24 protein-coding genes are annotated in these 26617 nt (G+C 61.1%); 7 read left to right on the top strand and 17 right to left on the bottom strand.

Annotated elements, in window-relative coordinates:
* Nucleotide 1 precedes the first annotated feature (1 nt).
* Together GR183_RS05145 and GR183_RS05140 are read right to left on the bottom strand one after the other, a co-directional pair.
* A complete protein-coding gene (locus tag GR183_RS05145) occupies nt 2–1219 on the bottom strand; it encodes an amino acid ABC transporter permease (protein ID WP_160774522.1) in 1218 nt (405 codons plus the stop codon).
* Between the two features lie 219 nt (nt 1220–1438).
* Nucleotides 1439–2458, bottom strand: a complete 1020-nt coding sequence (locus GR183_RS05140) for an amino acid ABC transporter substrate-binding protein (RefSeq protein ID WP_208999755.1) — start codon at nt 2456–2458, stop codon at nt 1439–1441.
* Nucleotides 2459–2754: 296 nt separating this feature from the next.
* On the opposite strand from GR183_RS05140, the gene metC reads away from it, so the two are divergent.
* Complete coding sequence (gene metC / locus GR183_RS05135) at nt 2755–3930, top strand: cystathionine beta-lyase (RefSeq protein ID WP_160774521.1); 1176 nt, start codon at nt 2755–2757, stop codon at nt 3928–3930.
* A gap of 55 nt (nt 3931–3985) precedes the next feature.
* Here metC and GR183_RS05130 read toward each other — a convergent pair whose 3' ends face one another.
* Genes GR183_RS05130 through GR183_RS05115 form a run of 4 tightly spaced genes read right to left on the bottom strand, consistent with a single transcriptional unit; the run spans nt 3986 to nt 7749 of the window.
* Nucleotides 3986–4303 (bottom strand): lipid-A-disaccharide synthase N-terminal domain-containing protein, encoded by a 318-nt coding sequence (locus tag GR183_RS05130; protein ID WP_160774520.1) that lies wholly within the window; start codon nt 4301–4303, stop codon nt 3986–3988.
* Nucleotides 4300–5088: a glycosyltransferase family 2 protein gene (locus GR183_RS05125; RefSeq protein WP_244313619.1), complete on the bottom strand. Its 789-nt coding sequence runs from the start codon at nt 5086–5088 to the stop codon at nt 4300–4302. The genes GR183_RS05130 and GR183_RS05125 overlap by 4 nt, the downstream gene beginning before the upstream one ends.
* A complete protein-coding gene (locus GR183_RS05120) occupies nt 5085–6032 on the bottom strand; it encodes a phosphatase PAP2 family protein (RefSeq protein ID WP_208999754.1) in 948 nt (315 codons plus the stop codon). The genes GR183_RS05125 and GR183_RS05120 overlap by 4 nt, the downstream gene beginning before the upstream one ends.
* Nucleotides 6025–7749, bottom strand: a complete 1725-nt coding sequence (locus tag GR183_RS05115; RefSeq protein WP_160774519.1) for an ArnT family glycosyltransferase — start codon at nt 7747–7749, stop codon at nt 6025–6027. The genes GR183_RS05120 and GR183_RS05115 overlap by 8 nt, the downstream gene beginning before the upstream one ends.
* 256 nt (nt 7750–8005) lie before the next feature.
* On the opposite strand from GR183_RS05115, the gene GR183_RS05110 reads away from it, so the two are divergent.
* Entirely contained in the window at nt 8006–8824 is an 819-nt protein-coding gene (locus GR183_RS05110; RefSeq protein ID WP_160774518.1) for a phosphodiesterase, read from the top strand.
* Between the two features lie 62 nt (nt 8825–8886).
* On the top strand, nt 8887–9414 hold the full coding sequence (locus tag GR183_RS05105) for a CAP domain-containing protein (RefSeq protein WP_160774517.1): 528 nt from the start codon (nt 8887–8889) through the stop codon (nt 9412–9414).
* 11 nt (nt 9415–9425) lie between these two features.
* Here the strand turns inward: GR183_RS05105 and GR183_RS05100 are convergent, their stop codons facing one another.
* The 3 genes from GR183_RS05100 to GR183_RS05090 form a co-directional block, all read right to left on the bottom strand.
* A complete protein-coding gene (locus GR183_RS05100) occupies nt 9426–9743 on the bottom strand; it encodes a hypothetical protein (RefSeq protein WP_160774516.1) in 318 nt (105 codons plus the stop codon).
* Nucleotides 9744–9900: 157 nt separating this feature from the next.
* Entirely contained in the window at nt 9901–10761 is an 861-nt protein-coding gene (locus tag GR183_RS05095; protein ID WP_160774515.1) for a glycosyltransferase domain-containing protein, read from the bottom strand.
* Nucleotides 10762–11080: 319 nt separating this feature from the next.
* Nucleotides 11081–11947, bottom strand: coding sequence for a glycosyltransferase domain-containing protein (locus GR183_RS05090; protein ID WP_160774514.1), 867 nt, complete (start codon nt 11945–11947; stop codon nt 11081–11083).
* Nucleotides 11948–12143: 196 nt separating this feature from the next.
* Here GR183_RS05090 and GR183_RS05085 point away from each other — a divergent pair, with 196 nt between their 5' ends.
* A complete protein-coding gene (locus GR183_RS05085) occupies nt 12144–14195 on the top strand; it encodes a M3 family metallopeptidase (protein ID WP_160774513.1) in 2052 nt (683 codons plus the stop codon).
* 35 nt (nt 14196–14230) lie between these two features.
* On the opposite strand, the gene GR183_RS05080 is transcribed toward GR183_RS05085, so the two are convergent.
* The 5 genes from GR183_RS05080 to GR183_RS05060 form a co-directional block, all read right to left on the bottom strand.
* A complete protein-coding gene (locus GR183_RS05080) occupies nt 14231–14797 on the bottom strand; it encodes a sarcosine oxidase subunit gamma (RefSeq protein WP_160774512.1) in 567 nt (188 codons plus the stop codon).
* Entirely contained in the window at nt 14790–17795 is a 3006-nt protein-coding gene (locus GR183_RS05075) for a sarcosine oxidase subunit alpha family protein (RefSeq protein WP_160774511.1), read from the bottom strand. Before GR183_RS05075 ends, GR183_RS05080 begins: the two co-directional genes overlap by 8 nt.
* Nucleotides 17792–18097: a sarcosine oxidase subunit delta gene (locus GR183_RS05070; protein WP_160774510.1), complete on the bottom strand. Its 306-nt coding sequence runs from the start codon at nt 18095–18097 to the stop codon at nt 17792–17794. Before GR183_RS05070 ends, GR183_RS05075 begins: the two co-directional genes overlap by 4 nt.
* Nucleotides 18098–18106: 9 nt before the next feature.
* Complete coding sequence (locus tag GR183_RS05065) at nt 18107–19360, bottom strand: sarcosine oxidase subunit beta family protein (protein ID WP_160774509.1); 1254 nt, start codon at nt 19358–19360, stop codon at nt 18107–18109.
* A 123-nt stretch (nt 19361–19483) separates the two neighbouring features.
* Entirely contained in the window at nt 19484–19909 is a 426-nt protein-coding gene (locus tag GR183_RS05060; RefSeq protein WP_160774508.1) for a DUF423 domain-containing protein, read from the bottom strand.
* A 182-nt stretch (nt 19910–20091) separates the two neighbouring features.
* On the opposite strand from GR183_RS05060, the gene GR183_RS05055 reads away from it, so the two are divergent.
* Genes GR183_RS05055 through GR183_RS05045 form a run of 3 tightly spaced genes read left to right on the top strand, consistent with a single transcriptional unit; the run spans nt 20092 to nt 22425 of the window.
* Nucleotides 20092–20799 (top strand): ABC transporter permease, encoded by a 708-nt coding sequence (locus GR183_RS05055; protein WP_160774507.1) that lies wholly within the window; start codon nt 20092–20094, stop codon nt 20797–20799.
* Entirely contained in the window at nt 20792–21568 is a 777-nt protein-coding gene (locus GR183_RS05050) for an ATP-binding cassette domain-containing protein (protein ID WP_160774506.1), read from the top strand. The genes GR183_RS05055 and GR183_RS05050 overlap by 8 nt, the downstream gene beginning before the upstream one ends.
* A gap of 17 nt (nt 21569–21585) precedes the next feature.
* A complete protein-coding gene (locus tag GR183_RS05045) occupies nt 21586–22425 on the top strand; it encodes an ABC transporter substrate-binding protein (protein WP_160774505.1) in 840 nt (279 codons plus the stop codon).
* A 46-nt stretch (nt 22426–22471) separates the two neighbouring features.
* Here GR183_RS05045 and GR183_RS05040 read toward each other — a convergent pair whose 3' ends face one another.
* The 3 genes from GR183_RS05040 to glpX all read right to left on the bottom strand — a co-directional run bounded on the left by GR183_RS05040 (nt 22472) and on the right by glpX (nt 26604).
* Nucleotides 22472–23371, bottom strand: coding sequence for a nitrilase-related carbon-nitrogen hydrolase (locus tag GR183_RS05040; RefSeq protein ID WP_160774504.1), 900 nt, complete (start codon nt 23369–23371; stop codon nt 22472–22474).
* 360 nt (nt 23372–23731) lie between these two features.
* A complete protein-coding gene (gene recJ / locus GR183_RS05035; protein ID WP_160774503.1) occupies nt 23732–25549 on the bottom strand; it encodes a single-stranded-DNA-specific exonuclease RecJ in 1818 nt (605 codons plus the stop codon).
* A 59-nt stretch (nt 25550–25608) separates the two neighbouring features.
* On the bottom strand, nt 25609–26604 hold the full coding sequence (glpX, locus tag GR183_RS05030) for a class II fructose-bisphosphatase (RefSeq protein ID WP_160774502.1): 996 nt from the start codon (nt 26602–26604) through the stop codon (nt 25609–25611).
* Nucleotides 26605–26617 lie beyond the last annotated feature (13 nt).

The following is a 26617-nucleotide window of genomic DNA, read 5'->3' as shown; positions in this document are numbered from 1 at the left end:
CCTACCGCTCCACGAGCGCCATGCGCTGGTTGTACCAGTTCATGAAGGCGGACGTCGCAAGCGACAGCGACAGATAAACCAGCATCCAGATACCGATCACCTCGATCGCCTGCCCGGTCTGATTCAAGACCGTGCCGCCGACGGAAACGAGATCCGGATAGGCGATCGCGACCGCAAGCGAAGAGTTCTTCGTCAGGTTGAGGTACTGGCTGGTCAGCGGTGGAATGATCACGCGCATGGCCTGCGGGATGATGACAAGACGCAGCGTCGGCCCGTGGCGAATGCCGAGCGCATGCGCGGCTTCCGTCTGGCCGTGGCTGACCGCCTGAATGCCGGCGCGCACGATTTCCGCGATGAACGATGCCGTATAGACCGACAGCGCCAGAAGCAGGGCGATGAACTCCGGAATGACGTTGGTACCGATGCCGATCTGGAACCCGCGCCGGAGGATCGGCCCTTCGTTGACGAATTCCGGATGTTCGAGCGAGATCGGCATGCCGGTGACGAGGTAGGCAATCACCGGCAGGCCGATGATCAGGCCGAAGGCCGTCCAGAACACCGGGAACTGTTCGCCGGTTGCCATTTGCCGCTTATGCGCCCAGCGTTTGACGATGAAGGCTATCACGATACCCGCGATCAGCGCGGCCACGACGATGGAGGAGCCGGATTCGAAGATCGGCTTCGGCGCCCAGAGGCCGCCGATGTTGAGGAACACCACGCCGAACAGGGAAAGCGGTTCCTCGCGGGCGTCCGGCACAGCCCTCAGCGCTGCGAAATACCAGAAGAATATCTGTAGAAGCAGCGGGATGTTGCGGACGATCTCGATGTAGCAATACGCCAGCTTCGAGATGACCCAGTTGTTGGAAAGCCGCGCGACGCCAACGATGAAGCCGATGATCGTCGCGAGAATGATCCCGACAAATGCCACGATGATCGTGTTGTAGACGCCGACCATCAGCGCCCGGCCGTATGACGCCGTCTCGCTATAGTCGATCACCGACTGGATGATGCCGAAACCGGCCGTAATGGAAAGGAAGTCGAACCCGGAAGAGATGTTCCGCTTTTCCAGATTGACTATCGTGTTGTGAACGATTTCCCAACCGAGGAAGACCACCGCGGCGACCAAGACCACCTGGTAGAAAAGCCCCCGCACTTTCGGGTCGTTCACAAGAGAGGCACGTGGTGGCTTGCCCACCAAATCCTGCTCCTGAACAGCCATATGCCCTCGCCTGATGTACTGACGGATCGGCGAACCTGCGCGGCTCATCGCCACGTCGCGCCGCCAGACCTGTCCCGCCTATAATACCGCTGCCGCTTTATCCGCGGTCTTTGCGGCTCACGCACGAAACCTTGCGGCTCCGGCGCTTCCTTTAGTCTATCACAAAAGCTCCGGCCGGATTATTTTCCGGCCGGAGCCTTCAAACTTTTGTCAATCCGATTAGCGGACCGGCGGAGCGTACTGGATGCCGCCGTTCGACCACAGTGCGTTCAGGCCGCGCGAGATGCCGAGCGGCGTGTCCGGACCGACGTTACGGTCGAAGGTTTCGCCGTAGTTGCCTACGTGCTTGACGATGCGCACGACCCAGTCGTTGCTGAGGCCCATGTCTTCGCCGTAGGCGCCTTCGGTGCCGAGCAGACGCTTGATCGACGGATTGTCGGAACCCTTCATTTCCTCGACGTTGGCGGACGTCACGCCAAGCTCTTCAGCGTTGACCATGGCGAAAAGCGTCCACTTGGCGATGTTGAACCACTGGTCGTCGCCCTGCTGCACGACCGGGCCCAGCGGCTCCTTGGAGATGATTTCCGGCAGAACCATATGCTCGCCCGGGTTGGTGAGCTTCAGGCGCTGCGCGTAAAGGCCGGAGGCGTCCGTGGTGTAGACGTCGCAACGCTTCGCGTCATAGGCCTGCACGACCTCGTCGGCCTTTTCGAAGGCGACGATTTCATACGGCATGTTGTTGGCGCGGAAGTAGTCGGCGACGTTGAGCTCGGTCGTCGTGCCGGTGTTGGTGCAGACGCGGGCGCCGGAAAGTTCCAGCGCGGACGTCACACCGAGAGACTTGCGAACCATGAAGCCCTGGCCGTCGTAGTAGTTCACGCCGGCGAAGTTCAGGCCGAGTCCGGTATCGCGGGTGGCGGTCCAGGTCGTGTTGCGCGACAGCACGTCAACCTCGCCGGACTGGAGGGCGGTGAAGCGCTCCTTGGCCGAAAGCGGGGTGAACTTCACGGCCTGCGGATCGTCGAAGATCGCGGCGGCCAAGGCACGGCAGTAGTCGACGTCGATGCCGGACCAGTTGCCGTCGGAATCAGGATTGGAGAAGCCCGGGAGACCCTGGCTCACACCGCACTGAACGAACCCCTTTGCCTTGACATCGTCGAGCTTTGCAGCGTTCGCGCCAGTCGTGGCGGCGACGCCCATAGCGGCACCGAGCAAGATTGGAAGGATCTTGGTTTTCATGAATCTGCAGCCTTTTCTGTTGTCCTTAGGATGCTTGGCTTTGGAGACAACGGCCGAAAGGTCGGGCGCTACAGAAGGCAATATCGATTCTCAAGACTACCTTCACCAGTAATACCCCTCCCCGACGGCCACCCCTGCTCGTTTTGTTCTTTTCGGCAAAGATGTTTAAACCGTCGTCTCTGGCTTGCATTCGAGGGCATTTGGCGGGCAGGGTCAAGTGGCTCGAACGCAAACAAACGCCAAACCGAATATTTTTTCACAAGGCGAAAAAGCCATTTCCTGCACAGAAGGTGAACATGCCTAGCAAGAGTACAGATGTTGTACGATCATTGGATACGCGCCTCACGCATGGCGGGAGCCATCCGCTTGAAAACCAAGGGTTCGTGAATCCGCAGGTCGTGCATGCGTCCACGGTCTTGTTTCCCGATGTGGCGACGATGCTGTCGGGAAAATCGAAATACACCTACGGACGTCGGGGAACCCCTACGTCCGACGCTCTGGCGGAAGCCGTCGTGAATCTGGAGGGCGCAGCCGGCGCCGTCCTCTGCCCGTCCGGCCTCAACGCGGTGTCCGTCGCGTTGCTGTCATGCCTCAAGGCGGGCGATCACCTGTTGATGATCGATACCGTGTACGGGCCCGGCCGCCAGGTCTGCGACAACGTGCTGGCGAGATTCGGCGTGGAGGTCGAATACTACGACCCCGCGCTGGGCGGAGCCGTCGAAACCTTGTTCAGGGCGAACACTAAGGCCGTCTATACGGAAGTGCCGGGGTCCCTGACGTTTGAAATGATGGATATTCCGGCGGTTGTCGAGGCCGCCCGCCGGCATGACGTTCTGGTGCTGATGGACAATACCTGGGCGACGCCCGTCTTCTTCCGCCCGCTGGAACACGGCGTGGACCTGAGTATTCAGGCCGCGACGAAATACGTCGTCGGCCATTCGGACGCCATGCTCGGCACCGTGGCGGCGAACGAGCGCACCTGGAAAGCACTTCATGCAACCCACGGTTACATGGGCATCCACGTCGGGCCGGATGATGTCTATCTCGGCCTCAGGGGATTGAGGACCATGGGCGTGCGCCTGCGCCATCATATGAAGAGCGCGCTGGAGCTTGCGCGCTGGCTGGAATCCCACCCGCTTGTCGCGCGCGTGCGCCATCCGGGCCTCGAATCGGATCCCGGCCATACGCTGTGGAAGCGGGATTTCGACGGCGCGAGCGGTCTCTTCGCCTTCGATCTGAAAGAAGGCTTTTCCGTCGAACAGACGCATGCCTTCGTCGAAGCGCTTTCGCTCTTCGGTCTCGGCTACTCCTGGGGCGGGTTCGAAAGCCTTGCGCTTCCCGTGCGCTTGAAAGGACAGCGAACCGCGACGAAGCCGGGTGAGCTCGCGAGCGTTCGCCTGCACGTCGGACTTGAAGACGTGAACGACCTGAAGGCGGATCTTGAACGCGGTTTCGCGGCGATCGCCGACTGATGGCGATCGTGCCCAACAGGAGGTCCGCTCCACCCAATTCCGGCGGCAGTTCCCGTCAGATTGCAGGATCGCGCCGTTTCTCACGGAAAATAAGCCAGAGATTTCGCAAATAGATCGTCAGGCCAAGGGACTGTCCCGCGATGAATACCGGGTCCTGCTGCCTGATCGAATAGATCAGCAGCAGGATGCCGCCGCCGATGGAAAAGAACCAGAAGGCTACCGGCACTATGGATCGGCCCACCCGTTCCGATGCGATCCATTGCACCACGAAGCGCATCATGAACATGAATTGCGCCACGAATCCGAGCACCACCCATCCGTCGAACCGCTCGACGAATACGGTATGAAGCCATTGCAGAAGCTCGCCGATCATCCCCCCGTCTCCATGGAGTTGGCGGCCGGGTCGGCGATGGGCCGGATATCCGGCAAACTTCGCCGTCTTCGCCTCAGCCACCATACCCCCAGGAGGTCGAGCGCACCGACAAGCGCGCGATCGACAATGCCGTATTTCGATTTGCCGTGCAGCCGTTCCCGGTCCACCACGTCCACATGCACGACCTGGTATCCCTCGCGAAGGACAAGCACGGGCAGGAAGCGGTGCCAACTGTCGAAATACGGCAGCCTAAGGAAGACTTCACGTCGCAAAGCCTTGAGCCCGCACCCGGAATCACGCGTATCGTCGCGCAGGACGCTCCGGCGCAAGCCGTTGGCGAAGCGCGACGACCATCGCTTCAGCGGGCTTGCCTTGCGCCCAAGGCGCTGGCCCGCGGCAAGGCCGGCCTTGGGGCCCGCACTCTCCAGCGCTTCCAGCAGCGCGGGGATGAAGGCGGGATCGTTCTGCCCGTCGCCGTCGATGGTGACCACATAGCGTCCTCTTGCGGCATGCAAGGCGGAATGTATGGCTGCGCTCTGGCCGCAGGCCTCGGCATGCCGCAAGGCCCTGAGCCACGGATGCCCGGCCGCATAGGCGCGAAGGGTCTCGACGGTGCCGTCCTGCGATCCGTCATCGACGACGATCACCTCGAAGCGCCGGTCCGAAAGGGCCCCGGCGATCTCGTCGAGCAGCTTCGGCAGGTTTTCGGCCTCATCCTTCGCCGGGACGGCGACACTCACGTCCGGGGTTGGGGCACTTTCCTGCGACATGGCCTTGATGTTCATGACCCGCTTTCATCCTGAGTAGCATCGTCGGCGGAAGAACGGGATGTCGTATGCGCCGGTTCGCCGCGGCGGAAACCGGAACGTACCAGCCGCCTCAGATATGCGCCTGCGCTCGTCGAACCGAAGATCGGGCGGATGTGGCCGCCGCCTGCGAGGATGAAGCCGATGTGCCGGCGCGCCATCCACCGCGCGATCGCGAAGGTGACGACGATGCCGATCAGCGTGCCCGCGATAACGTCGCTGGGATAATGCGCGCCGACCATAATGCGGCTGCAGGCGATCCAGAAGCCGCAGACAATGATCAACAGGCTCCAGGCCGGAAAAATGAGGGCGAGCGCGGTCGCGAACGCCGCAATCGTCGTTGAATGCCCGGAGGGAAAACTGGTGTGCGACAGTTTGAACGCGAAAAGCTGGAAATCGACCGGCCCGAACAGCTCGACATACTTTGGCCGGGCCCGTCCGAGCGTCCATTTCAGAACCAGCGCGATCAGGCCGCTGCTGGCAACGGCGGTGAAGACGAACGCGCAGTAGATCCAGCTCGCAACGGCCGCCATGCGAACCCGCCTGCTCATTTGCTCCCAGTCGAGGGCGAGCATCAAAAGACAGTAGATCCCCGTGCCCCAAAGCATCCAGTCCGCCTTGCCGAGGTCGGTAAAGGAACTGAAAAAGCTTATGTACTCGTGCGGCAGCGAGTGGATCCATGGAGACGTCGGTATATCCAGCGCAACGATTGCGATTCCGACGGTAAGCAGCAGCATGGCCAGGATGTCCTGCGGACGCTGGCCCGGCTTCACCGGGCACTTTTTGCGCCTGACGCGCCGGTTCCGCGTTTCCAGCAAGATTGCGATCTTGCGTATGTTGCCCATCGCAAGGCGCCACCGCGCCTTCAGGGCCGCCATGGCCCTGCTTGCGCGCGCAGGAGCGGGGTGGCTTGCGTCAACCATCCTGCTCGCTCCCTCGCCGGTAGACGCCGATATCGAGCCGATCTCCGCCATTGATGTTGATGCCGCTCACCCGGCCGACCTCTTCCGCCGAAATGCCCTCCGCCGAAAGCGCCTTCAGAAAGCCGGCCTCGCGCCGCCGTTCGACGACGGCGATGCGGCATCTTTCGTTCGTTTCCCCGGCCAGATGGTTTGCCGCCCCTGCGGCATCTGTCAGGAGGGTGTCCGTACCTTGCAGGAAAACATAGCTCGGTTCGTTGAACCCGGCGCTTGCAACCAGCGGATCGGGGCAAGGCGCGCTGTCTTTGACGGCGGCCGCCAACCGGGGGCTGATCCAGAGCGGGTCTAGCGTGGGCATGGTGAAGGCCCAGGTACCGGCGAATATCAGCGCCGATGCCCCGACTGCGGGTGCCAAGGCGTAAAGCGCCCTGCCGGCGGCGAATTGCCGGGTGGCGGCAAAGGCCGCGACGAAACCGATGATGGCAAGCACGGCCCCTGGCGGCGATGGCCATAGACCAAGAGCGACGGGCACGGCAAAATTCGCGGCGGCAAGCCCGAAAGCCGGAACGAAATAGACGGCCGCCGCCGCCCACCGCGAAATCCGTCCCGCCTCACGCCGCGACCCTTCCACGAGGGCCGCCGCCGTAAGGATTGAAAGCGCCGGCAGCAGCGGCAAGGTGTAATGCGGCAGCTTCGTTGCCACAAGTTCGAACACCACCCAGGAAGGCAGCACCCAGGCGAGTGTGAAAAGCACAACGTCCGAGCTCAGTCGGCGCCTGATCGCGCCGATTGCGAGAATGAGAAAAGCGGGTAACGGCCAGAACGTCGCGAACATCGCCGCAAGATGCGTAAGCGGCGGTGCGCCATGACTTTCCTGTCCGGCGCCTATTTTCCCCACGAAATCCTTGCCGACCGCTTCGTTGAAGAAGGCGCCGTCGGTCGCGAGATGGATCGCGACGAACCATGGCGCCACGACAAGTGCGAACCAGGCGATCCCCGGCAGGGGCGCCAGGGCCTTCAGCCAGGCGACCTCGCGGCGAACGACGCACAGCGAGGCAATCGTCAGGCCGGCGACCATCGGCCCGACGGGACCCTTGACGAGGACGCTGACGCCCAGTGCCGTCCAGAAGATGAATATCCATCCCCATCGCCTTGCCGCGCGGCCGTTCAGCCACAGGCGCGCCAGCGCGCCTTGTGCCGCCAGGATCGTTGCCAGCAGCGTCGCGTCGGTCTTGGCGATCCGCGCCTCGACCCCGAGAATGATGGTGATCGCGGCAAACACGCCGGCAACGAAGGCCGCCTGCGGCGAAACGAACGCCCGCGCGGCCCAATAGACCAGCAATACGCTCAAAACCGCCGCGATCTGCGACGGCAGGCGGTAGACCCATATCGGCGCCTCGTCGCCGAACCCGCTCGCCTCCACGGCGGCCGCCTGCAGCCAATAGATCCCGGCGGGTTTCTTGTGACGGGCCTCGTCCTGAAAGCGGATGTCCACGAAGTCGCCCGTCTCGGCCATTTGTTTAGAGGCTTGCGCGAAGCGCGGCTCGTCCCGGTCGAGCGGCGGCACTTGGAACACGCCGGGCACGAACATGACGATGGAGAGGATCGCGAGTGCTGCAGGTGCGAGCAACCGAACGCCCAGTATCCGCAGCCACAGCGGCAGCCGTCCCGCACCTTCCGATGCGGTAGCATGTCTTGCCGAAAGGGAGACTTCGCTCATGCCGGGCTATGAATTCCCATCATTGAATGCATTTTAAGGCTATTCAGCTCATATGCTCAATCAGCACTAGGCGACAAATCATCGCGTCTTACAAGAATTCGCCTCTTTCCCAGCGGCAATTGCGCATTTCCCACACGGATTCCCCTGCGGCACTTGTAGCGGACATAACATTGAAACGGGATGTCACATCGCTTTCGCCGGAAGCGTAAATGGGCGACAAGGAGCGAACACGCGCTCGATCTACCGGAGGCCGCCCATGACGCTGATCGCGCAGATCACGGACCTGCACATCCGGCCGAATGGCCTGGCTTGCCGCAGAGTAAGTGAAACGAACATGCTCGCCGAACGCGCGGTGCGGGTTTTGAATGCCCTCGACCCGCAGCCCGATGCGGTTGTCGTCACGGGCGATCTCGCCGACGAGGCGGGAGAGCGCGAATATGCGAACGTACATGCGCTTCTTTCAAGGCTTCGCGCTCCCGTCTACGTGATGCCGGGCAATCATGATCTCACGCCGCGGATGCGCGCCGGTCTCTCCGGCTTTTCCTGTGTCGATAGTGGATCGGCGGACAAGATGCATTACGCGGTGGATATCGGCGCGCTTCGACTTGTCGCTCTCGACAGTTCGGTGCCGGGCGCGCCCCATGGCGAGTTGGGGGAACAGCAGGTCGCCTGGCTGGACCGCACGCTTGGAGAATCTGCGAGGCCGACGATCGTCGCGCTGCATCATCCACCTTGCGCTCTCGGCATCCGCCATATGGACGCGATCGCGCTGATCGACGGGCAAGCGCTCGCTGCCGTCGTCTCGAAGCACTCCCATGTCGAGCGGGTCATCTGCGGCCATGTTCACCGGTCGATCGTCGCCGGTTTCGCCGGAACCGTCCTCGCGCTTGCCCCAAGCACGGCGCATCAGGTCGTGCTCGATCTCGGCGAAAAAGCGCCGCCAGAGTTCGTCATGGAGCCGCCGGCCTTTTTTCTCCATCATTTCACCAAGGATTCAGGGCTTGTGACGCATCTTGCTTATATCGAAAGCTTTCCCGGCCCCTTTCCCTTCATCTTCGACGAGGGGGTGGAATGACGGGAGGCCGATTTTCATCGGAGATGCCTGCCTTGCAGCCGAAAGAACGTCACGCCCCTCGAATGCGTCGCAAACTCCGAGCCGGAGCCCTCGTATCGCTCGCGATGGCGGGCATGTTCCTTTCGGCATGCGCGTCCTTCGGCCCCGGTGGCGATGCCGATGTCGTCGACGTTCCTGTCGACAGGTCCGCCGCCCTTGCCAAGGTCAACGCCTATCGCTCGTCGCGCGGGCTGCATGCCCTTTCTCTCGACCCTCGCCTGAACGAGGTTTCGAAGGAAATGGCGCATCTGATCGCCCAGCGCGACAGCATGAACGTACGCGCGCACAGCGCGTCCGGCCTTGCGCGACGGCTTGACGGGTCGGGCTATGAGAATTACGCGGGCGCTGAAAACCTTGGCGCGGGCTACCGTGATTTCGACGCCGCCCTTGCCGGGTGGAAGGGCTCGAAGGATCACGACAAGAACCTGCTCAACCCTTATGTCACGCGCATCGGCTTGGCGCGTACGAAGCGTTCGGACGGAAAGTGGCAAAATTTCTGGGTGATGATCCTGTCACGCCCGAAGGAAGATGGCCCCCCGGCGGTGAACTGATGCGGATGTCGTCAGCGTTCCTGCGTCTGCCCGAGGATATTCAGCGTTTCCTTGTAAAGATCGGAAACCTTGCCGGCGACAGCCGCGTTCACCTTGAAGGCCTGCTCGGACTGGATGAGGTCGACGAGCGCCGCCGTCGTATCGCTTGAAAGTGGATCCGCACTGCGCGTCGGCGCGGCCGCTCCGGTCTCCTGCGCGCCCCTCTCCCTCACGTTCCGGGACAAGGCGGGCACTTCCTGAGCGCCGGATTGAACGATACGGCCCGCCGCATCCGCAAAGCGTACGGAGGCGTCGTGCAGGCCGGAAAGAGAGGTATCGAGAGCGGACATGGGAGCATCCTCTACTCCCCGACTTAAGCATTGTTAAAGCGGCAACGTAAAATTCGATGAAACCGCTTCGTCCAGGGCCTACTCCGCGAAATTCGAGCCGGAATTGGCGACAAGGATATGATCAAGATATTGATAATGCGCCGATTTCCTCGCGCCCCTACATTCCGAGGAAAGCCACCACAACGGCAATCAGGGCAATAATACCAAGCGCAATGAGCAGGCTGTCGAGGATCAGGTGGAACAGGAAGTTGTCCGGCAGGACGCGCGCGGTGATGCGGTTCATGAACCGGCTTTTGCGATATTTGCGTTCCTCTTCCGCTGTCGGCTTGTAGGGCGCTCCGGCGATCGGCAATTTGGAGACGAGCTTTTCGAGGCCGATGTAATTCTTTCCCGGACAATGCAGGACGCAAGGAAGACTGTTGGTGAGGATATTGCGCAGCCGCCCCTCTTCAACGCGGTAGTCCTCTTCCTCCAGCCCCGTTCTTCCGGCGGTGCAGGTGAATATTTCCTGATCGCAGTCGAGCGAGAGTTCCGCCGGGTGGTCGACGAAATACCGGTTGATCACTGTCTGGTCGGATGCGGTCAGCGGCACATCGGCCCGCCGCAGGAAATCGCGCATATATCCGGCCCTGCCGATGTAGGTGCCGGAATTGATGAAGCGATACGGCCTTTTCCCCTTCGGATATCGGAACCAGACCGGAAATCTTGTGAAAAACCCGCCATTGACGTTGCAATTCTGCTCCGTCGAAAACACCAAGGGGTGGCCGGAGGCAGTGAATTTGCGTTCGATTTCGCCGCCGCCCGTCAGGAAGACCACATCGTATCCGTCGACGAACATCACGATCTCGTCCGGTTCCTGCGCCGAGAGATACTCGATCACATATTTTATCTTCGCGCCGTGCCCCGGATAGGGGCACCCCTCCCCGATCACCTCGAGCGGAATTTCGTGATGCCGGCACGATCGCATGAGCCGCTCCAGTTTCGGGCTCGCGGCCGTGTCTACCGTGATGAATTTCATGCTTTCGGATCCGGATTTGTTCGGGAGACGCTTTTTCGAGATGGAAGCGCCGAAAACGACATAGAGGAATCCGAATAAAACAAGAAACAATTTGCACTTCAAACCCGAAGTTTCATGAATTGCATATACACCAAGCTATTGAATAAAATTAGAATTCAAAAAACCATACGTAAGAACACGCCAAGAATGTACGCAAGAAGTGCGCCCAATCGGAAACCTGCAAAGGATCGCGAAGCGCGCCGAACGATTTATTGGGCCGAACACCGCGAATTGCCGGTCCAGCAAGGCGCAATCCGCCTGCCGAAGCACTCCTCACGCCTCACATAATCGCGTTGGCAGCGGCCTTCGACGCGGCAACAAGGGCAACAACGCCAAAAATGGAGAGAATGCCGTCAAGCATCAGATGGAACAGGAAGTTGTCGGGCAGAAGCCGTGCATTGATGCGGTTCATCCGCCGGCTCTTGCGGTATTTCCGCCCCTCCTCCACGCCCGCCTTGTAAGGCGCCCCGGCGATCGCCAGTTTCGAGACGATCTTTTCCAGCCCTATGAAATTCTTGCCCGGGCAATGCAGAACGCAAGGAAAGGTGTTCGTGACCACGTTAAGCAGCCGCCCGTTCTCGACCCGGTAATCCTCGTCTTCCAGACCAGTTCGCCCGGCCGTGCAGGTGAAAATTTCATGATCGTGGTCCAGCGCCAGTTCCGCCGGATGATGCACATAATACTGGTTGATCACCGTCTGGTCGGAAGGTGCCAGCGCGGCGTCGAGCCTCTGCAGGAGATCGCGCATGTACCCGGCCTTGCCGATAAAGGTGCCGGCATTGATGAACCGATACGGCCTTTTTCCCTTCGGATAGCGGAACCAGACCGGAAATCTTGCGAACAGGCCTCCGTTGACGTTGCAATTCTGCTCCGTCGAAAACACGAAGGGATGGCCAAACTCGCGGAACTTGCGCTCGATTTCCTCGCTGTTCGCCAGCAAGACAACGTCATAGCCGTCGACGTACATGACGACCTCGTCCGGGTCCTGAGCCGAAAGATACTCGATCACATATTCGATCTTCGCACCGTGCCCCGGGTAAGGGCGCCCCTCGCCGATCACTTCCAGCGGGATAGCGTGATGCCGGCACGAACGCATGAGCCGCTCAAGCTTCGGGCTCGCGGCCGTATCCACCGTGATGAACTTCATTCGTTGATATCCAGGTCCGGTCGGGAAACCGCTTTGGCGGATCTAATCGTCAGTATTCAAAGAGAGAATTACGGCTAGGTTCGACCAGCCTGTTAGGACTGGCTATGAGCCAAATCGCACCCCATATTGAGCCGAACCCAACCGAACGTCCTTCCGGTTTTCGCGATCGTCATCCAAAAAATCGAGTAACAATGTCATGACCGACACTCAAAATCCGCTCCTCGCAGAATGGTCCACGCCGTTCGAACTGCCACCATTTGGCAATATCGATGCCTCCCATTTCCGCGAAGCCTTCGACATTGCGTTGAAAGAGGCGCGCGTGGAGATCGATGCGATCGCCGGCCAAGCCGACGCGCCGACGTTCGACAACACGATCGTCGCGCTTGAAAAGAGCGGAAAGGCGCTCACGAAGGTAGCAACCGTCTTCTTCAATTTGTCCGGCGCAAACACCTCGCCCGCGCTTCAGGAGATCGAGCGCGAGATGGCGCCGAAGCTGTCGCGGCACCACAGCGAGACGATGCTGAATTCAGCGCTCTACGCTCGTGTAGCGAGCTTATGGGAAAATCGCGACGATATCGATCTTTCGCCGGAAGATGCCCGTGTGCTTGAGCGATACCACACCGCCTTCGTGCGCGCAGGTGCCGCGCTCAATGACGATGCCAAGGCGCGTATGGCGGAAATTTCGCAGTCGCTTGCGGAGCTTGGCACGGCATTCTCCCAGAACGTTCTGGCTGACGAGGCCAATTATGCGCTCTTTCTGGAAGGCGAGGATGAATTGGCCGGCCTGCCCGATTTTCTGCGCGCTTCGGCGGGGGCAGCCGCTGCCGAGCGCGGTGCGCAGGGCAAACACGCAATCACGCTGTCGCGCTCGCTGATCGAGCCTTTCCTTCAGTTTTCCTCGCGCCGGGACCTTCGCGAGCAGGCATTCCGCGCCTGGGCGAGCCGGGGAGAAAACGGCGATACGTCCGACAATCGCGAGATCATCGCCAAGACGCTGAAATTGCGGAAGGAACGGGCGAACCTTCTTGGCTTCGGCACTTTCGCGGAATTCAAGCTTGACGACACGATGGCGAAGACGCCGGCTGCCGTGCGCGAACTTCTGGAGGGGGTCTGGTCGCCTGCGGCGGAAGCGGCCCGCAGCGAAGCCGAGGCGCTCGCCAGTATCGCCAGAAGCGAGGGCGATAATGCAGGAATCGCACCCTGGGACTGGCGTTACTACGCGGAAAAGCGGCGCAAGGCCGAGCACGATCTCGATGAGACGGAACTGAAGCCGTACCTCCAGCTTGAAAACATCATCCAGGCGGCCTTCGACACGGCGGGCAGGCTTTTCGGCCTGAAATTCGAGGAAAAGAAGGGCCTTCCGGTCTATCATCCGGATGTGCGAGCCTTCGAGGTTACCGATGGGGACGGCAATCACGTCGGCCTGTTCCTGGGCGATTATTTCAACCGCGCTTCCAAGCGCAGCGGCGCCTGGATGAGCGTTTATCGCCGCCAGCACAAGCTCGACGGAGAAATCCGTCCGATCGTCGTCAACGTGATGAATTTCGCCAAGGGCGGGGCCGGCGAGCCCGCGCTTCTCACCTTCGATGACGCTCGCACTCTCTTTCATGAATTCGGCCATGCGCTCCACGGCCTTCTTTCCGACGTTACCTACCCGATCATTTCGGGCACGTCGGTCGCCCGCGATTTCGTGGAGCTCCCTTCCCAGCTTTACGAGCATTGGCTTTCGGAGCCGGAGGTGCTGTCGAAATACGCCGTCCACTACAGGACGGGCAAGCCGATGCCGAAGGAATTGCTCGACCGACTCCTTGCCGCGCGCAACTTCAACCAGGGTTTCGCGACTGTCGAATATCTGGCTTCCGCCATTTACGATCTCGATGTCCATGCGCGCGAGAATTTCGACGATGTCGAGATCGGCGATCTTGAAAAGGAAACGCTTGGCCGCATTGGCATGCCCGACGAAATCATCATGCGCCACCGGCCGACGCATTTCGCCCATGTGTTCTCAGGCGACGGCTATTCCTCAGGCTATTACAGCTATATGTGGTCGGAGGTGATGGACGCGGACGCCTTCACCGCATTCGAGGAAAAAGGCGACATTTTCGACGCCGAAACCGCCGGCAAGCTCAAGGATTTCATCTATTCCGCCGGCGGCAGGCAAGATCCGGCGGACGCTTACGTGAATTTCCGAGGCCGCCTGCCCGACGTCGGCCCACTTCTGGAAAAGCGGGGGCTCAAGGTGGCCTGAACTGGCTTGACCGGGAAAGAAACTTCGGGCGGCCCTCAGGCCGCTTCAAGCTCCCTTGAGGCTTCCTGGAGCAGTTCGATCACGTAAGGCATGAAAGAACGCCACGCTTCGAGCACGAAAATGTCTTCGGATTGGCGCCACAGCATGATGTCCGCCTTGCCGAAGAGCGTCCGGGTGACCATTCCGACGGGAAATACCGCCTCATCGAAATCGAGGAAAATCTGCGAGTTCAGCAGCCACGCCGCCTTCGGCCCCGAGATGATGAGCGCGCGGTTGCGCTCGCTCACGTCGACGAGCGAATGCGGCGTATCAGCCATCGCGGTTTCGACGCGCTCGAAAACAGCCGTTGCGTCACCTTCCTGGATCGCAATCTGCCATTCATCCGGCCCAAGCCAGAATGCCGCCGCCTTGTCAGCCATGGTAGAGGTCAGCGGCTCAAGCGGAAGCGGCGCGCCAATGCTTGCCCCTGCGTGAGAAGCCGCAGCTTCCCCTCCCCTGAGGGAAAGACGGACGAGCGGCGCCGCCTCCTCAACCCGCACGTTCGAGGTGACGACGATCGGGGACAGATGCGCGTTCGCGGAATAAACGGATTTCTCAGGCAACCTGTTTTCCCCCTTCGGCGTCGTAAAATACCGGAGATACTATTTCCACGGCGACAGCGCCTTCGGCCGTCGAGACATACAGCGTATCGCCCATCCGGCCGCGCCCGTCCGCGATCATGGCAAGCGCCATGGACCGGCCGAGAGCGGACGAATAATAGGAAGATGTCACATACCCCAGTGCAGGGGTTTTCAGCGCGGGCGAAGCTTCCGCCGTCACCTGCGCCCCTTCTTCAAGGATTACCTTTGGATCATTTGTCAGGACGCCGACGAGTTGCTTGCGTCCTGCCACCACGATATCCGGGCGCGCCAGCGAGCGCATGCCGATGAAATCGGCCTTCTTCTTGCCGACGGCCCAGTCCATCCCGACATCGTCAGGCACCACCGTTCCGTCGGTTTCCTGACCGACGATGATGTAACCTTTTTCGGCGCGCAGAACGTGCATTGTTTCCGTTCCATAAGGCGCACCGCCCACAGCCTCGACGTTGTTCCAGACCGCGTCCCATACTTCGCGCCCCCTGGAGGCCGGCACGTTGATCTCATACCCCGCCTCGCCAGTGAAGCTCATGCGGAAAAGCCGTGTCGGCACACCGCAGATCTTCCCTTCGCGCACGCTCATGTGCGGCATGGATTCGGTTGAAAGATCAATGCCTTCCACCAGCGGCGCAATCACGTCACGCGCCTTCGGACCTTGCACCGCGATCACCGCCCACTGCTCGGTGGTCGACGTCAGCCAGACATTGAGATCCGGCCATTCCGTCTGCAGATAGTCCTCAAGATGGGCAAGAACGCGCGGCGCCCCACCCGTCGTCGTCGTCACGTGGAAGCGCTCTTCTGCGATCCGCCCGACGACACCGTCATCCATGATGAAACCTGCCTCGTTCAGCATGATGCCGTAGCGCAACCGCCCCACACCCAGCTTCAGGAACGGGTTGGTATAGACCCGGTTCAGGAATTCCGCCGCATCCGGGCCGACAACCTCGATCTTGCCCAGGGTCGTGGCATCGAAAATGCCGACGCTCTCGCGCACCGTCGCACATTCGCGCGCCACCGCGTCATGCATGCTCTCGCCAGGCTTCGGGAAATACCATGCGCGTTTCCAAAGGCTTACGTCCTCGAACTCGGCGCCTTTCTCCACCGCCCAGTCATGCATCGGCGTGCGCCTGACCGGGTCGAACGCCTCGCCGCGCGCGGTCGTGGCAAACGTGCCGAAGGTGACCGGCGTATAGGGCTGGCGGAACGTCGTGAGCCCCACCTGCGGGATGGGCTTTTCAAGCGTTTTCGAGGCGACCGATAGCGCATTCATGTTCGATAGCCGGCCCTGGTCGGTCGCCATGCCCGTCGTCGTGTAGCGCTTGATATGTTCGATGGAGTGGAAGCCCTCGCGAACCGCAAGCTTCACGTCCTTTGCGGTCACGTCGTTCTGGAAATCGATGAAGGCGCGCACGCGTGCGGGATCGCGGTCGTGCGGCAGCGCGCCGAGCGTGCCTCCGGCGCCTTCTTCGCCGCCTGTCACTGCGGGCACTTTGGGCCGTTTCGCCGCGCTTGTGACCGCTCGCGCCGCGTTTTCGCCCGCGGCATAACCATCCTCAAGGACAGCCTGAAGCCCGAAAACCCCATGGCAGCTTCCGGCCGAGCGCTCATGCTGAACGGAAGCCCCGGGAAGATAGGCGCCAGCGTCCTCGTCCCAGGCGACCTTGCCGCGCGACTGGGAATAGAGGCTCACGTTCGGCGTCCAGCCACCGGACATCAGCAGACTGTCACAGGCCTCTTCGCCCATCGCCGTTACAGACCCGTCGGGCCTGATGCGGCCAAGACGGGCGGATTTGACCCTGAGCCGCCCCTTGGTTCCGGTGACAACACAGGCTCCTTCGATACGGATTCCCGCGGAACGCGCGGCATCCACATGCACGCCCGCCGGGTCGGGCCGAAGATCGGCGATTACTGCGACGTCGACACCTGCAGCCTTCAGGTCCACGGCCGTGCGATAGGCGGTATCGCAGGCGGTTGCGATCACGACGCGCTTTCCGGCCATCGCCCCGTAGCGATTGAGATAAATGCGGCCCGCCTCGGCCATCATGACGCCGGGGCGGTCGTTTTCCGGGAAGACGAGCGGACGCTCGATAGCGCCGGTGGCGATGACAACTTCCTTCGCCCTCACCTGCCAAAGACGCTCGCGCGGCAAACGCGGGTCTGGATTGGCGAGATGGTCGGTCACGCGCTCGGCAAGTGCCACAAAGTTCTGGGCGTAATAGCCAAAGCCCGTGGTGCGCGGCAGCAACGTCACCTTGTCGTTTTCGGAAAGCGCCCTGATCGCATCCGCCGCCCAGTCGACAGCGGGTTTGCCGTCGACCGCGGACGTGCGGTCATGCAACAACGAGCCGCCCAACTCTGACTGCTCGTCGCACAGGATCACTCGCGCACCGGATTGAGCGGCGGCGGTGGCAGCGGCAAGGCCGGCGGGGCCGGAGCCAATCACCAGCACGTCGCAATGAGCATAGTGGTTGGCATAACGGTCCTTGTCCGGATCCGTCGGCGCCTTGCCGAGGCCTGCCGCGGAGCGGATGAAGGGTTCATAGACCTTCTGCCAGAACGAGCGTGGCCACATGAACGTCTTGTAGTAGAAACCCGCCACGAAGAGCGGCGACAACAAGTCGTTGACCGCACCGACATCGAAAGACAGCGAGGGATAGCGGTTCTGGCTTTCCGCGTTGAGGCCCTGATAGATCTCGACCTGCGGCGCGCGCAGGTTCGGCGTGTTCTGCCCCTTTTCGCGCGCGATGCCTACAAGCGCATTCGGCTCTTCGGAACCGGCGGTGATGATGCCGCGCGGGCGGTGATACTTGTAGGATCGCCCGACGAGATGAATTCCGTTGGCAAGCAAGGCGGAAGCAAGCGTATCGCCCGCAAAGCCCCTATAGGCCTTGCCGTCAAAGGTGAAATCGACCGGCGAAGAACGGTCGATCCGCCCGCCGGCGGAGGTGCGGAAATCCTGCGTCATTGGGCGGCCTCCACGACGAGCCGTTCGAGATCGGGCTTCGCCTCGCCCATCTTGTAGATGGTCACGAACCTGTCGCTGACCGTGTCGCGGATCGCATTGAAGAAACGCCCGCAGCCGTGCGCATGGCGCCAGCGCTCGGCCAGGAGCCCCTTCGGATTTGTGCGCATATAGAGATATTCCGCCCATTCCTCATCCGTCAGCTTCGACGGTTCGGCAGGCCGCGCGATATGCGCTTCGCCTGCGTAGCGGAATTCGATCTCAGGGCGCTCGACGCCGCAATAAGGACAGGTAATCAGCAGCATGGTCAGGCCTCAGTGCGCCACGGCGGCGGCTGCCGCCTCGTCGATAAGCCGGCCGGTACGGAACCGGTCCAGCGTGAAGGGGGCGTTGATCGGATGCGGTTCGCCCCTGGCAAGCGTATGCGCGAACACATGGCCCGAGCCCGGCGTCGCCTTGAAACCGCCCGTCCCCCAGCCGCAATTCACGAACAGGCCCGGAACCGGTGTCTTGCCGATGATTGGCGAACGGTCCGGCGTCACATCCACCGTGCCGCCCCAGTTCCTGAGCATACGCATGCGCCGGAACATGGGGAAAAGTTCGCAGATCGCCTCGATCGTATGGGCAGGAATCTGCAAGCCGCCCGTCTGGCTGTAGGAAATATACTGGTCCGTGCCCGCGCCGATGACGAGTTCGCCCTTGTCGGATTGCGACATGTAGGCATGGATCGTGTTCGACATGACAACGCAAGGAAAGCACGGTTTCACGGGTTCCGACACGAGCGCCTGAAGGGGATAAGATTCGAGCGGCATGCGCACGCCCGCCATATCCATCACCGTCGTCGTGTGGCCGGCGGCAACGACGCCGACCCGTTTGGCGCGGATAAGGCCTCGCGAGGTCTCCACCCCTTCCACGGCGCCATCGGCCCCGCGGCGAATGCCCGTCACCGCGCAATTCTGGATGATGTCGACGCCGTATTTGTCAGCCCCACGCGCATAGCCCCAAGCCACCGCATCATGACGCGCGACACCTGCCTTGCGCTGGAGCGCGGCACCCAGAACCGGATAGCGCATGTTTTTCGAGATATTGAGCGGCGGGCAATATTCCTTGGCCTCTTCCGCCGTCAGCCACTCGTTCTGTACACCCGCGAGACGGTTGGCATAGACGTGGCGCTTGAACACCTGAATGTCGTGGATCGTATGCGCCAGCATCATCACGCCGCGCGCGGAATACATGATGTTGTAGTTCAGCTCCTGCGATAGGTCCTGCCACAGATCCATGGCGTGATCGTAAAGCCCCTCACTCTCTTCCCAGAGGTAATTGGAGCGAACGATCGTGGTGTTACGGCCGGTATTGCCGCCGCCGAGCCAGCCCTTTTCAAGGACAGCGACATTTGTAACGCCATGCTCCTTGGCCAGGTAATAGGCCGTCGCAAGGCCATGACCACCCGCGCCGATTATGACGACGTCATATTCGGCCTTGGGCTCGGGCGCGCGCCACTGGCGGCCCCAGTTCTCATGCGCGGAAAGCGCATTCTTGGCGAGTTCCCAGAAATTGAAACGGCTCATTTGGCGCTGACGCCCCTTCTCGCTCGGACGTGACCACAAATCCAACCGTCGTTTTGAAACGCCAAGCGCTATCGATCTTGCCAGAATCCGACACCGGCCTGCTGCAATGCGTCGCTTATGGAATTAGCGACGAAAGAGATGCGCCAAACCGGCGAAAAATACGGCGGTCCAGCCAAGTATCATCGCCGATCCGCCAATTGGCGCGGCATTGGGAAAAGCACGCATCCCAGCCAATGCCCTCAACAACAAATCGCCGCTGAAAAGCGTGCAACCGATAGCGAGAAGAAAGAAACCGAGCGCAAGCACGAAGCTGCGCCTAAGCGCGGAGTAAGCTCCAATCGCAACGAAGGCGCCGGCGTGGAACAGAAGCATGTTGGCCGCCGTGGAAATCAGTTCTTCCTGGATGGCGTGTGCGGCGACCGCCGACATAACGACGCCCGTTGACCCGCTCAACCCGGCACAAATCAAAGCGAAGCCCGACAGCAATCGCGACCCCGGATGACCCGGCCCGATGTTCTGTTTCACTCCTGCACCTGGCAATTCGGGCATGGATTTCTCCCTGTCGAAATTCATGCAAGCGTTACACGCGATAGCGCAAAAACGAAACGGACAGGGCGCCGCAGGCCGCTCACGGGACAAATTCGACGGAATGATTTGACCCAACGCGATTTCACTGCATATTTTCCTTTCTGAGACAAAAACAAAAACCTCCTGGGGCAGAAAGCATAAATATGCAGGATTTCGGCAGTGCCTTTGGACTAGCCTTTGAGCTGATCGTCGGCTTCGACACCGATCTGCTGGCGATTGTCGGCCTGTCGCTGCGCGTCACATTCGCTGCCCTGCTGATTTCCTGCCTGATCGGACTGCCCATCGGTGCGGCACTTGCCGTCTCAAGCTTTCCCGGGCGCGGCGCACTCGTCGTAACCTTCAATACCATGATGGGCCTGCCACCGGTCGTCGTCGGCCTTCTCGCCTATATGATGCTTTCCAATGCCGGACCGCTTGGCGTTCTCAAACTGCTCTACACACCAGGCGCCATGGTGATTGCCCAGACGATCCTGGTTACGCCGATCGTCGTCGCTCTTTCCCGGCAGATGATAGAAGACCTCAACAAGGAATACGCTGAACAGTTCCGCTCGCTCGTGGTTCCCTTTCCAACCGCCATGGCTGCGCTTTTGTGGGATGCGCGGTTCGCGCTCGCGACCGTCGCGCTTGCCGGCTTCGGACGGGCGATCGCAGAGGTCGGCGCGGTAATGATCGTCGGCGGCAACATCAACCATGTGACCCGCGTGATGACGACTGCGATTGCTCTTGAGACCTCCAAGGGCGACCTGGCGCTTGCGCTGGCGCTCGGAATTATCCTGCTGATCATTGCGATGGCCGTAAATGCCGCCGTACAGGGCATCAATGCGAAAGCGCGGAGAAATGCCTATGCATGATGCGGCTGCCCTGCGCGAGGTTTTGCCAAGAGCCGTACCCCGTCGGGCGATTTCGAACGTCGGCCATCATACGCTCAGTGTGCGAAACCTCTCATTCGCCATCGACGGACATAAGATTCTCAAGAATATCTCATTCGATCTGCCCGGTGATGAACTGACCGTGCTGATGGGGCCGAACGGTGCAGGCAAAAGCGTGCTGCTCCGCCTCCTTCATGGCCTTATCGCACCGTCGAACGGCACGATCCTGTGGAACGGCGAACCAATCGACCGTTCGATCCGCAAAATACAGGCGATGGTGTTTCAAAAGCCCGTACTCCTGCGCCGCAGCGTTCTGTCAAATCTCAGGTTCGTCATGGGATTGCGCGGGCTGGCCAAATCGCGAAGCGAACTGCAACCGATCCTCAAGAGACTGCATCTGGAGGCCCTTGCCGACCGTCCCGCTCGGCTCCTGTCCGGCGGCGAGCAACAGCGCCTCGCCCTTGCGCGCGCACTTGCGCTCAAACCGAAAATACTTTTCCTAGATGAGCCTTGCGCCAACCTCGACCCCGCGTCCGTTCAACTGATCGAGGACACGATCAAACAGGAGAAGGTTCAAGGCACCAAAATCATTCTCGTGACCCACGACATACTTCAGGCCAGGCGCCTGGCGGAGCAGCTCGTCTTCCTTCATCGCGGGGAAGTGGCGGAGATCACGCCCGCCGACATCTTCTTCGATGCGCCGACCTCCAAGGAGGCCAGGGCATATCTGGACGGCAGAATCCTGATTTAAATCAATGGGAGCAAAACATGCTGAGGAAAACCGCGTTTTCTCTTGCCTTCATCGCAGCCGCAGCGCTGCACTGGACCATCGCCCCCGCAAGCGCGGAAGAAAGGTTCATCGTCGTTCAGTCCACCACATCGACGGCGAATTCCGGTCTGCTCGACGCCATCCTCCCGAAGTTCAAGGACAAGACTGGCATCGATGTGCGCGTCGTCGCCGTCGGCACCGGACAGGCGATCAAGAACGCGACGAACGGCGACGGCGACGTCCTGTTCGTTCACGCAAAGTCTGCCGAGGAGAAATTCGTAGCTGATGGCTGGGGCGTGAAGCGCCGCGACGTCATGTACAACGACTTCGTGATCGTCGGCCCCAAGGGCGATCCCGCCGGTATCAAGGGCATGGACGAAGCCACCGAAGCGCTGAAGAAGATCGCGGAAGCCGGCGCTCCCTTCGCATCGCGCGGTGACGATTCCGGTACACACAAGAAGGAGCTCTCGCTCTGGAAGGCCGCCGATGTCGATGTCGCTCACGCTTCCGGCGACTGGTATCGCGAGACCGGATCGGGAATGGGTGCGACCTTGAATACGGCTGCCGGCATGGGCGCCTACGCGTTGACCGACCGCGCCACCTGGATCTCCTTCAAGAACAAGAGTGAACTTGCGATACTGGCCGAAGGCGACGACAGGCTGTTCAACCAGTATGGCGTTATTCTCGTGAATCCGGAAAAGCACGCCGCGGTCAAAGCCGACGAAGGCAACGCATTCATCGACTGGCTGACGGGACCTGAGGGCCAGCAGGCGATCGCGGATTACAAGCTCGAAGGCCAGCAGCTCTTCTTCCCGAATGCCGACAAGGCGACGAATTGAATGCCCCACTGGCGCGGGCGGCTTACCGTCCGCGCATTTTCTGCAGTTATTTCTCGAAATTCACGCGGACATGCTCGCCCGTCCATGATCCGGGCCAAACTTCCGCACCACCCTCGCGCAGCCGGCGCACGAGCCCCACAGGCGCATCGGCAATCACAAAGGGTTCTTCTCGCGCCATCCCGTCAACGGGCGGATGCGAGGCCGCGATACCATCAAAGCCGAGTTCCGGCTCGCACGGGATGTAGAGCGCGGCTCCCGAAACATTGGTCTCGTGCAGCGTCGCGCCTTTCGCCACACCAACTGTTCCGCATACCGCGACCGAGGTCATAAGTTCCACCGCCCGCGCTTTCGCGCAGCCGTAGACGCGGTGATAGCCCGAAAGCTGATGCGTCATCGAAGGAACGAGGATCAAATCCGGTTTGAGCGGGGCGAGCAGCATGGAAAGCGCCGGCATTTCCACATCAAGGCAGATCAGGAGAGCAATTCGCACACCTTCGACTTCGAATACGGTCAGCCGGCTCCCGGTAGCGATGTTCATGTTGACCGGATCCAATTCGGCCGGCGTCAGGCATAACTTGTCGTAGGTAAGCGTCCGCCCATCGGTGAGAAGCGCATGGGTACGGTTCGTGTGAGTGTTATCTTTGGCAAAAGGCATCGAACCGGCGACGATGGAAATGTCATGCCGGTCCACAAGGGTTCTCAGCCCATCGATCGCGGCCGGGGTCTGGCTTGCCAGCCATGCGATTTCCTCTCGCTCGGGAAGTCCGGCCGGTTTCCAGGCAAGAAAGCCTTCACTCACGTATTCCGGCATGAGAAGCAGGCGAGCGTCTTGCGCCTTTGCCTCAATGACCCGGCTTTCAGCCCTTTTAAGCCATGCCTTAAGGTCTCCCGCCTCCGCGCCGAGGTTGACCGACCAAAGGGCAATACGAAAGGTTTCAGAAGACATTGGTGATCTCCGGCGATGGTCATTCCTGGCACAAACGCATCTTATGGGATCGCCAAACCCTCTTCGTCTAGTCCTGCTGAATAAGGACCTTAGCCGCCATTGCGAGGCACGCCAACAGGAGCGACGTGCGCAACGCGGTCGCTCTTGTCGGCTCATCACAAGTCAACGCGGCCGAGCGCTGCCTGGCCCGCTTCAGGCTTCTTTCCGCCCGTGTCGCTGCTGCGTCGACATCAGACATGAGGCGCCGCAATTGCGCGCGAGAATTCATTGCCTTCCCCGTACTCAATACCATCCGCGGGCAAGCTACCGGCCCTCGTGTTACACGCTGGTTAACGCTAACAGCTTGTGAATAAAGTCAGGTCAGGCACGGGAAAGAGCCGGGTCAGCGGCATCGATCAGTCGCATCTGCACGCGCTCCGCACCACGCCAGGTGTCGATGGAAAGCGAGCCGGCCAGATGTAGCGGCTGCCCCCTTCTCGAAAGCAGCAACTGGCCAAGCGGCGTGTCGGCGGCCTTGAAGGCAATCGCCTTGAGGCTATCGCCCGCGCCGGCAGCAATCGTCACGCGAACGTGACCGTTCCCGACAACATCGGCATAGGAAATCCGGTGGCTCGGCATTGCGAGAACCGGTTCCGGGTGCGCCGCGCCATAGGGGCCCGCGCTCTCTATCTTGTGCAGCAGGTCGATGGTTGCGCCCGATGCCGTCACCGCACCGTCGACGGCAAGTTCATGCTCGGTTGTCGCCGCTGCGACATCGCCGGCAAGCGCTTCGGCGAAGAAAGCCGACAGTTCTGCCTCTTTTTCCTTGCGAACGGTAAGACCTGCCGCCATGGCATGCCCGCCCCCCTTCTCCAGTATCCCCGCTTCGACCGCAGCCCGCACGGCCCGGCCGAGATCGACCCCGGGAATGGAGCGCCCCGACCCGATGCCCTTGCCCGTTTCATCATAGGCGATTGCAAAGGTCGGACGGCGATGGCGCTCCTTCAGACGGGAAGCGACAAGCCCGACGACGCCCGGATGCCAACCGGCAGAGCCTGTCAAAAGTACCGCAGGATCTTCAGCTTCCATTCGCGCGAATGCCTGTGCCTCCCCCTCCTCCAGCATTGTGGCCTCAACGGCCTGACGTTCCTGGTTGAGACGCTCAAGCGTCGCGGCAATATCGCGGGCTTCGTCGATATCCCCGGTGGTCAGCAGGCGGGCGCCGAGCGCGGCATCACCAATGCGCCCACCGGCATTTATGCGCGGGCCGATGAGAAAACCGAGATGATAAGGCGTCGGCTTGCCCTGCACGCGGGCAGTGTCGCCAAGTGCCGCAAACCCGGGGTTCAGCCGGCGATGGAGGACCTGAAGCCCACGCATGACAAAAGCGCGGTTAAGCCCCTGGAGCGGCACCACGTCGCACACCGTACCGACGGCAACGAGATCAAGCAGGGCAAGCAGATCCGGCTGGCTCCCGTTCACGAAGTATCCACGCCGCCGCAGTTCGCGGTTCAGTGCAACGAGAAACAGAAATGTCACCCCGACCGCGGCCAAATGCCCTTGTCCGGATAGGTCGTCCTGCCGGTTCGGATTGACCAGCGCTTCGACCGGCGGCAGGGTCTCACCCACCTGATGGTGGTCGATCACAACGACAGGCAATCCCACGCGACCTGCCGTCTCGAACGCATCGAAAGACGTGCTGCCGCAGTCCACACAGACGAGGAGATCCACCCCTTCCGCCTTCAGCGCCTCGACTGCCGGCCCATTCGGGCCATAGCCTTCAATTATTCGGTCGGGAATATAGATGCGAGAACCGACGCCGAGCGCGCCGAGGTAGCGTGACAGAAGCGCCGATGACGTTGCACCATCAACGTCATAATCGCCAAAAATCGCGATTCGCTCGTTCCGGCACACAGCATCCGCGACCCTTGCGGCGGCGCCATCCATATCCGTCAGCGTGGAAGGGTCAGGGAGAAGGTCCTTTATCGTCGGATCCAGAAAACGCTCGACCGCATCAGCCGGAACGTCGCGGCCTGCAAGGATGCGCGCCACTATATCCGGGAGATCGTAGCGCTGGGTGATCGCAAGCGCCTGCGCGGATTGTTCGGCGTTAAGCCGCTCGCGCCATGTCCGGCCGAGCGCGGACTTCCTGACGCCCAGCACGAGCCGGCGCTCGCTCTCGCCGCGATCAATCAACATGCGACTCAATTCGGTTTCGGGCGTCGATCATCTACCCTGCTATTGCCGGGCTTTAGCGATCAGTCCAGCAAAAACTTGTCGAAGTGACTATGCTGCGCCTCGATATAGCGAAGGGTGCTCGTCGTTGAACGCATTACGACCGTGTGGGTGGAAATAAAGCGGCGCGCGAATTTGACCCCGCGCAGGAAATTGCCATCGGTCACGCCTGTCGCCGCGAACAGCACGTCACCGCTAGCCATTTCCTCCATCACGTATTTGCGCTTGATGTCGGTGATGCCCATGCGGTGAGCGCGTTCGACTTGCTCATCGCGCGTGATCACAAGCCTGCCCTGCATCTGACCGCCAATGCAGCGCAGCGCCGCAGCAGCGAGTACCCCTTCCGGCGCTCCGCCAATGCCGACATAGATATCGATTCCGGTTTCGTCGGAGTCCGTCGTGTGAATGACACCGGCAACATCACCATCGCCGATCAGGCGAATGGAAGCGCCGGCCGCCCGGATTTCCTCGACAAGACGAGCATGGCGCGGGCGGTCAAGCACGCAAGCCGTTATATCGCCGACCTCAACGCCCTTTTCCTTGGCAAGCGCGTTGAGATTTTCGGCAATCGGCGCATCGAGGTCGACCAGGCCTTCCGGATAGCCGGGTCCGATCGCGATTTTTTCCATGTAGCTGTCGGGCGCATTCAGAAGACCGCCCGCCGGGGCCATGGCGATAACGGCGATCGAATTGGGAAGGTTCTTGGCACAGATCGTCGTCCCTTCCAAAGGATCGAGCGCGATATCGACCTTCGGCCCATGCTTGGTACCAACTTCCTCACCGATATAGAGCATCGGCGCCTCATCGCGCTCGCCCTCGCCAATCACCACCGTTCCATCTATCGGCAGACGGTTCAGTTCGCGGCGCATCGCATCGACCGCGGCCTGGTCGGCCGCCTTTTCATCGCCCCGCCCGCGCAGACGCGCCGCGGACACGGCCGCACGCTCCGTAACACGCGCCAGCTCCAGCGTCAGGATACGGTCCAGTACTTCGCCTTGCGGCGCCTGCGTCTTAGACATTCAGCAACTCCCA

Source organism: Stappia sediminis (assembly GCF_009826895.1).
In the GTDB taxonomy this organism is placed as follows: Bacteria; Pseudomonadota; Alphaproteobacteria; order Rhizobiales; family Stappiaceae; genus Hongsoonwoonella; species Hongsoonwoonella sediminis.
Note: the sequence above shows the minus strand (reverse complement) of the source record. Positions and strands in the feature narration are given on the sequence as shown.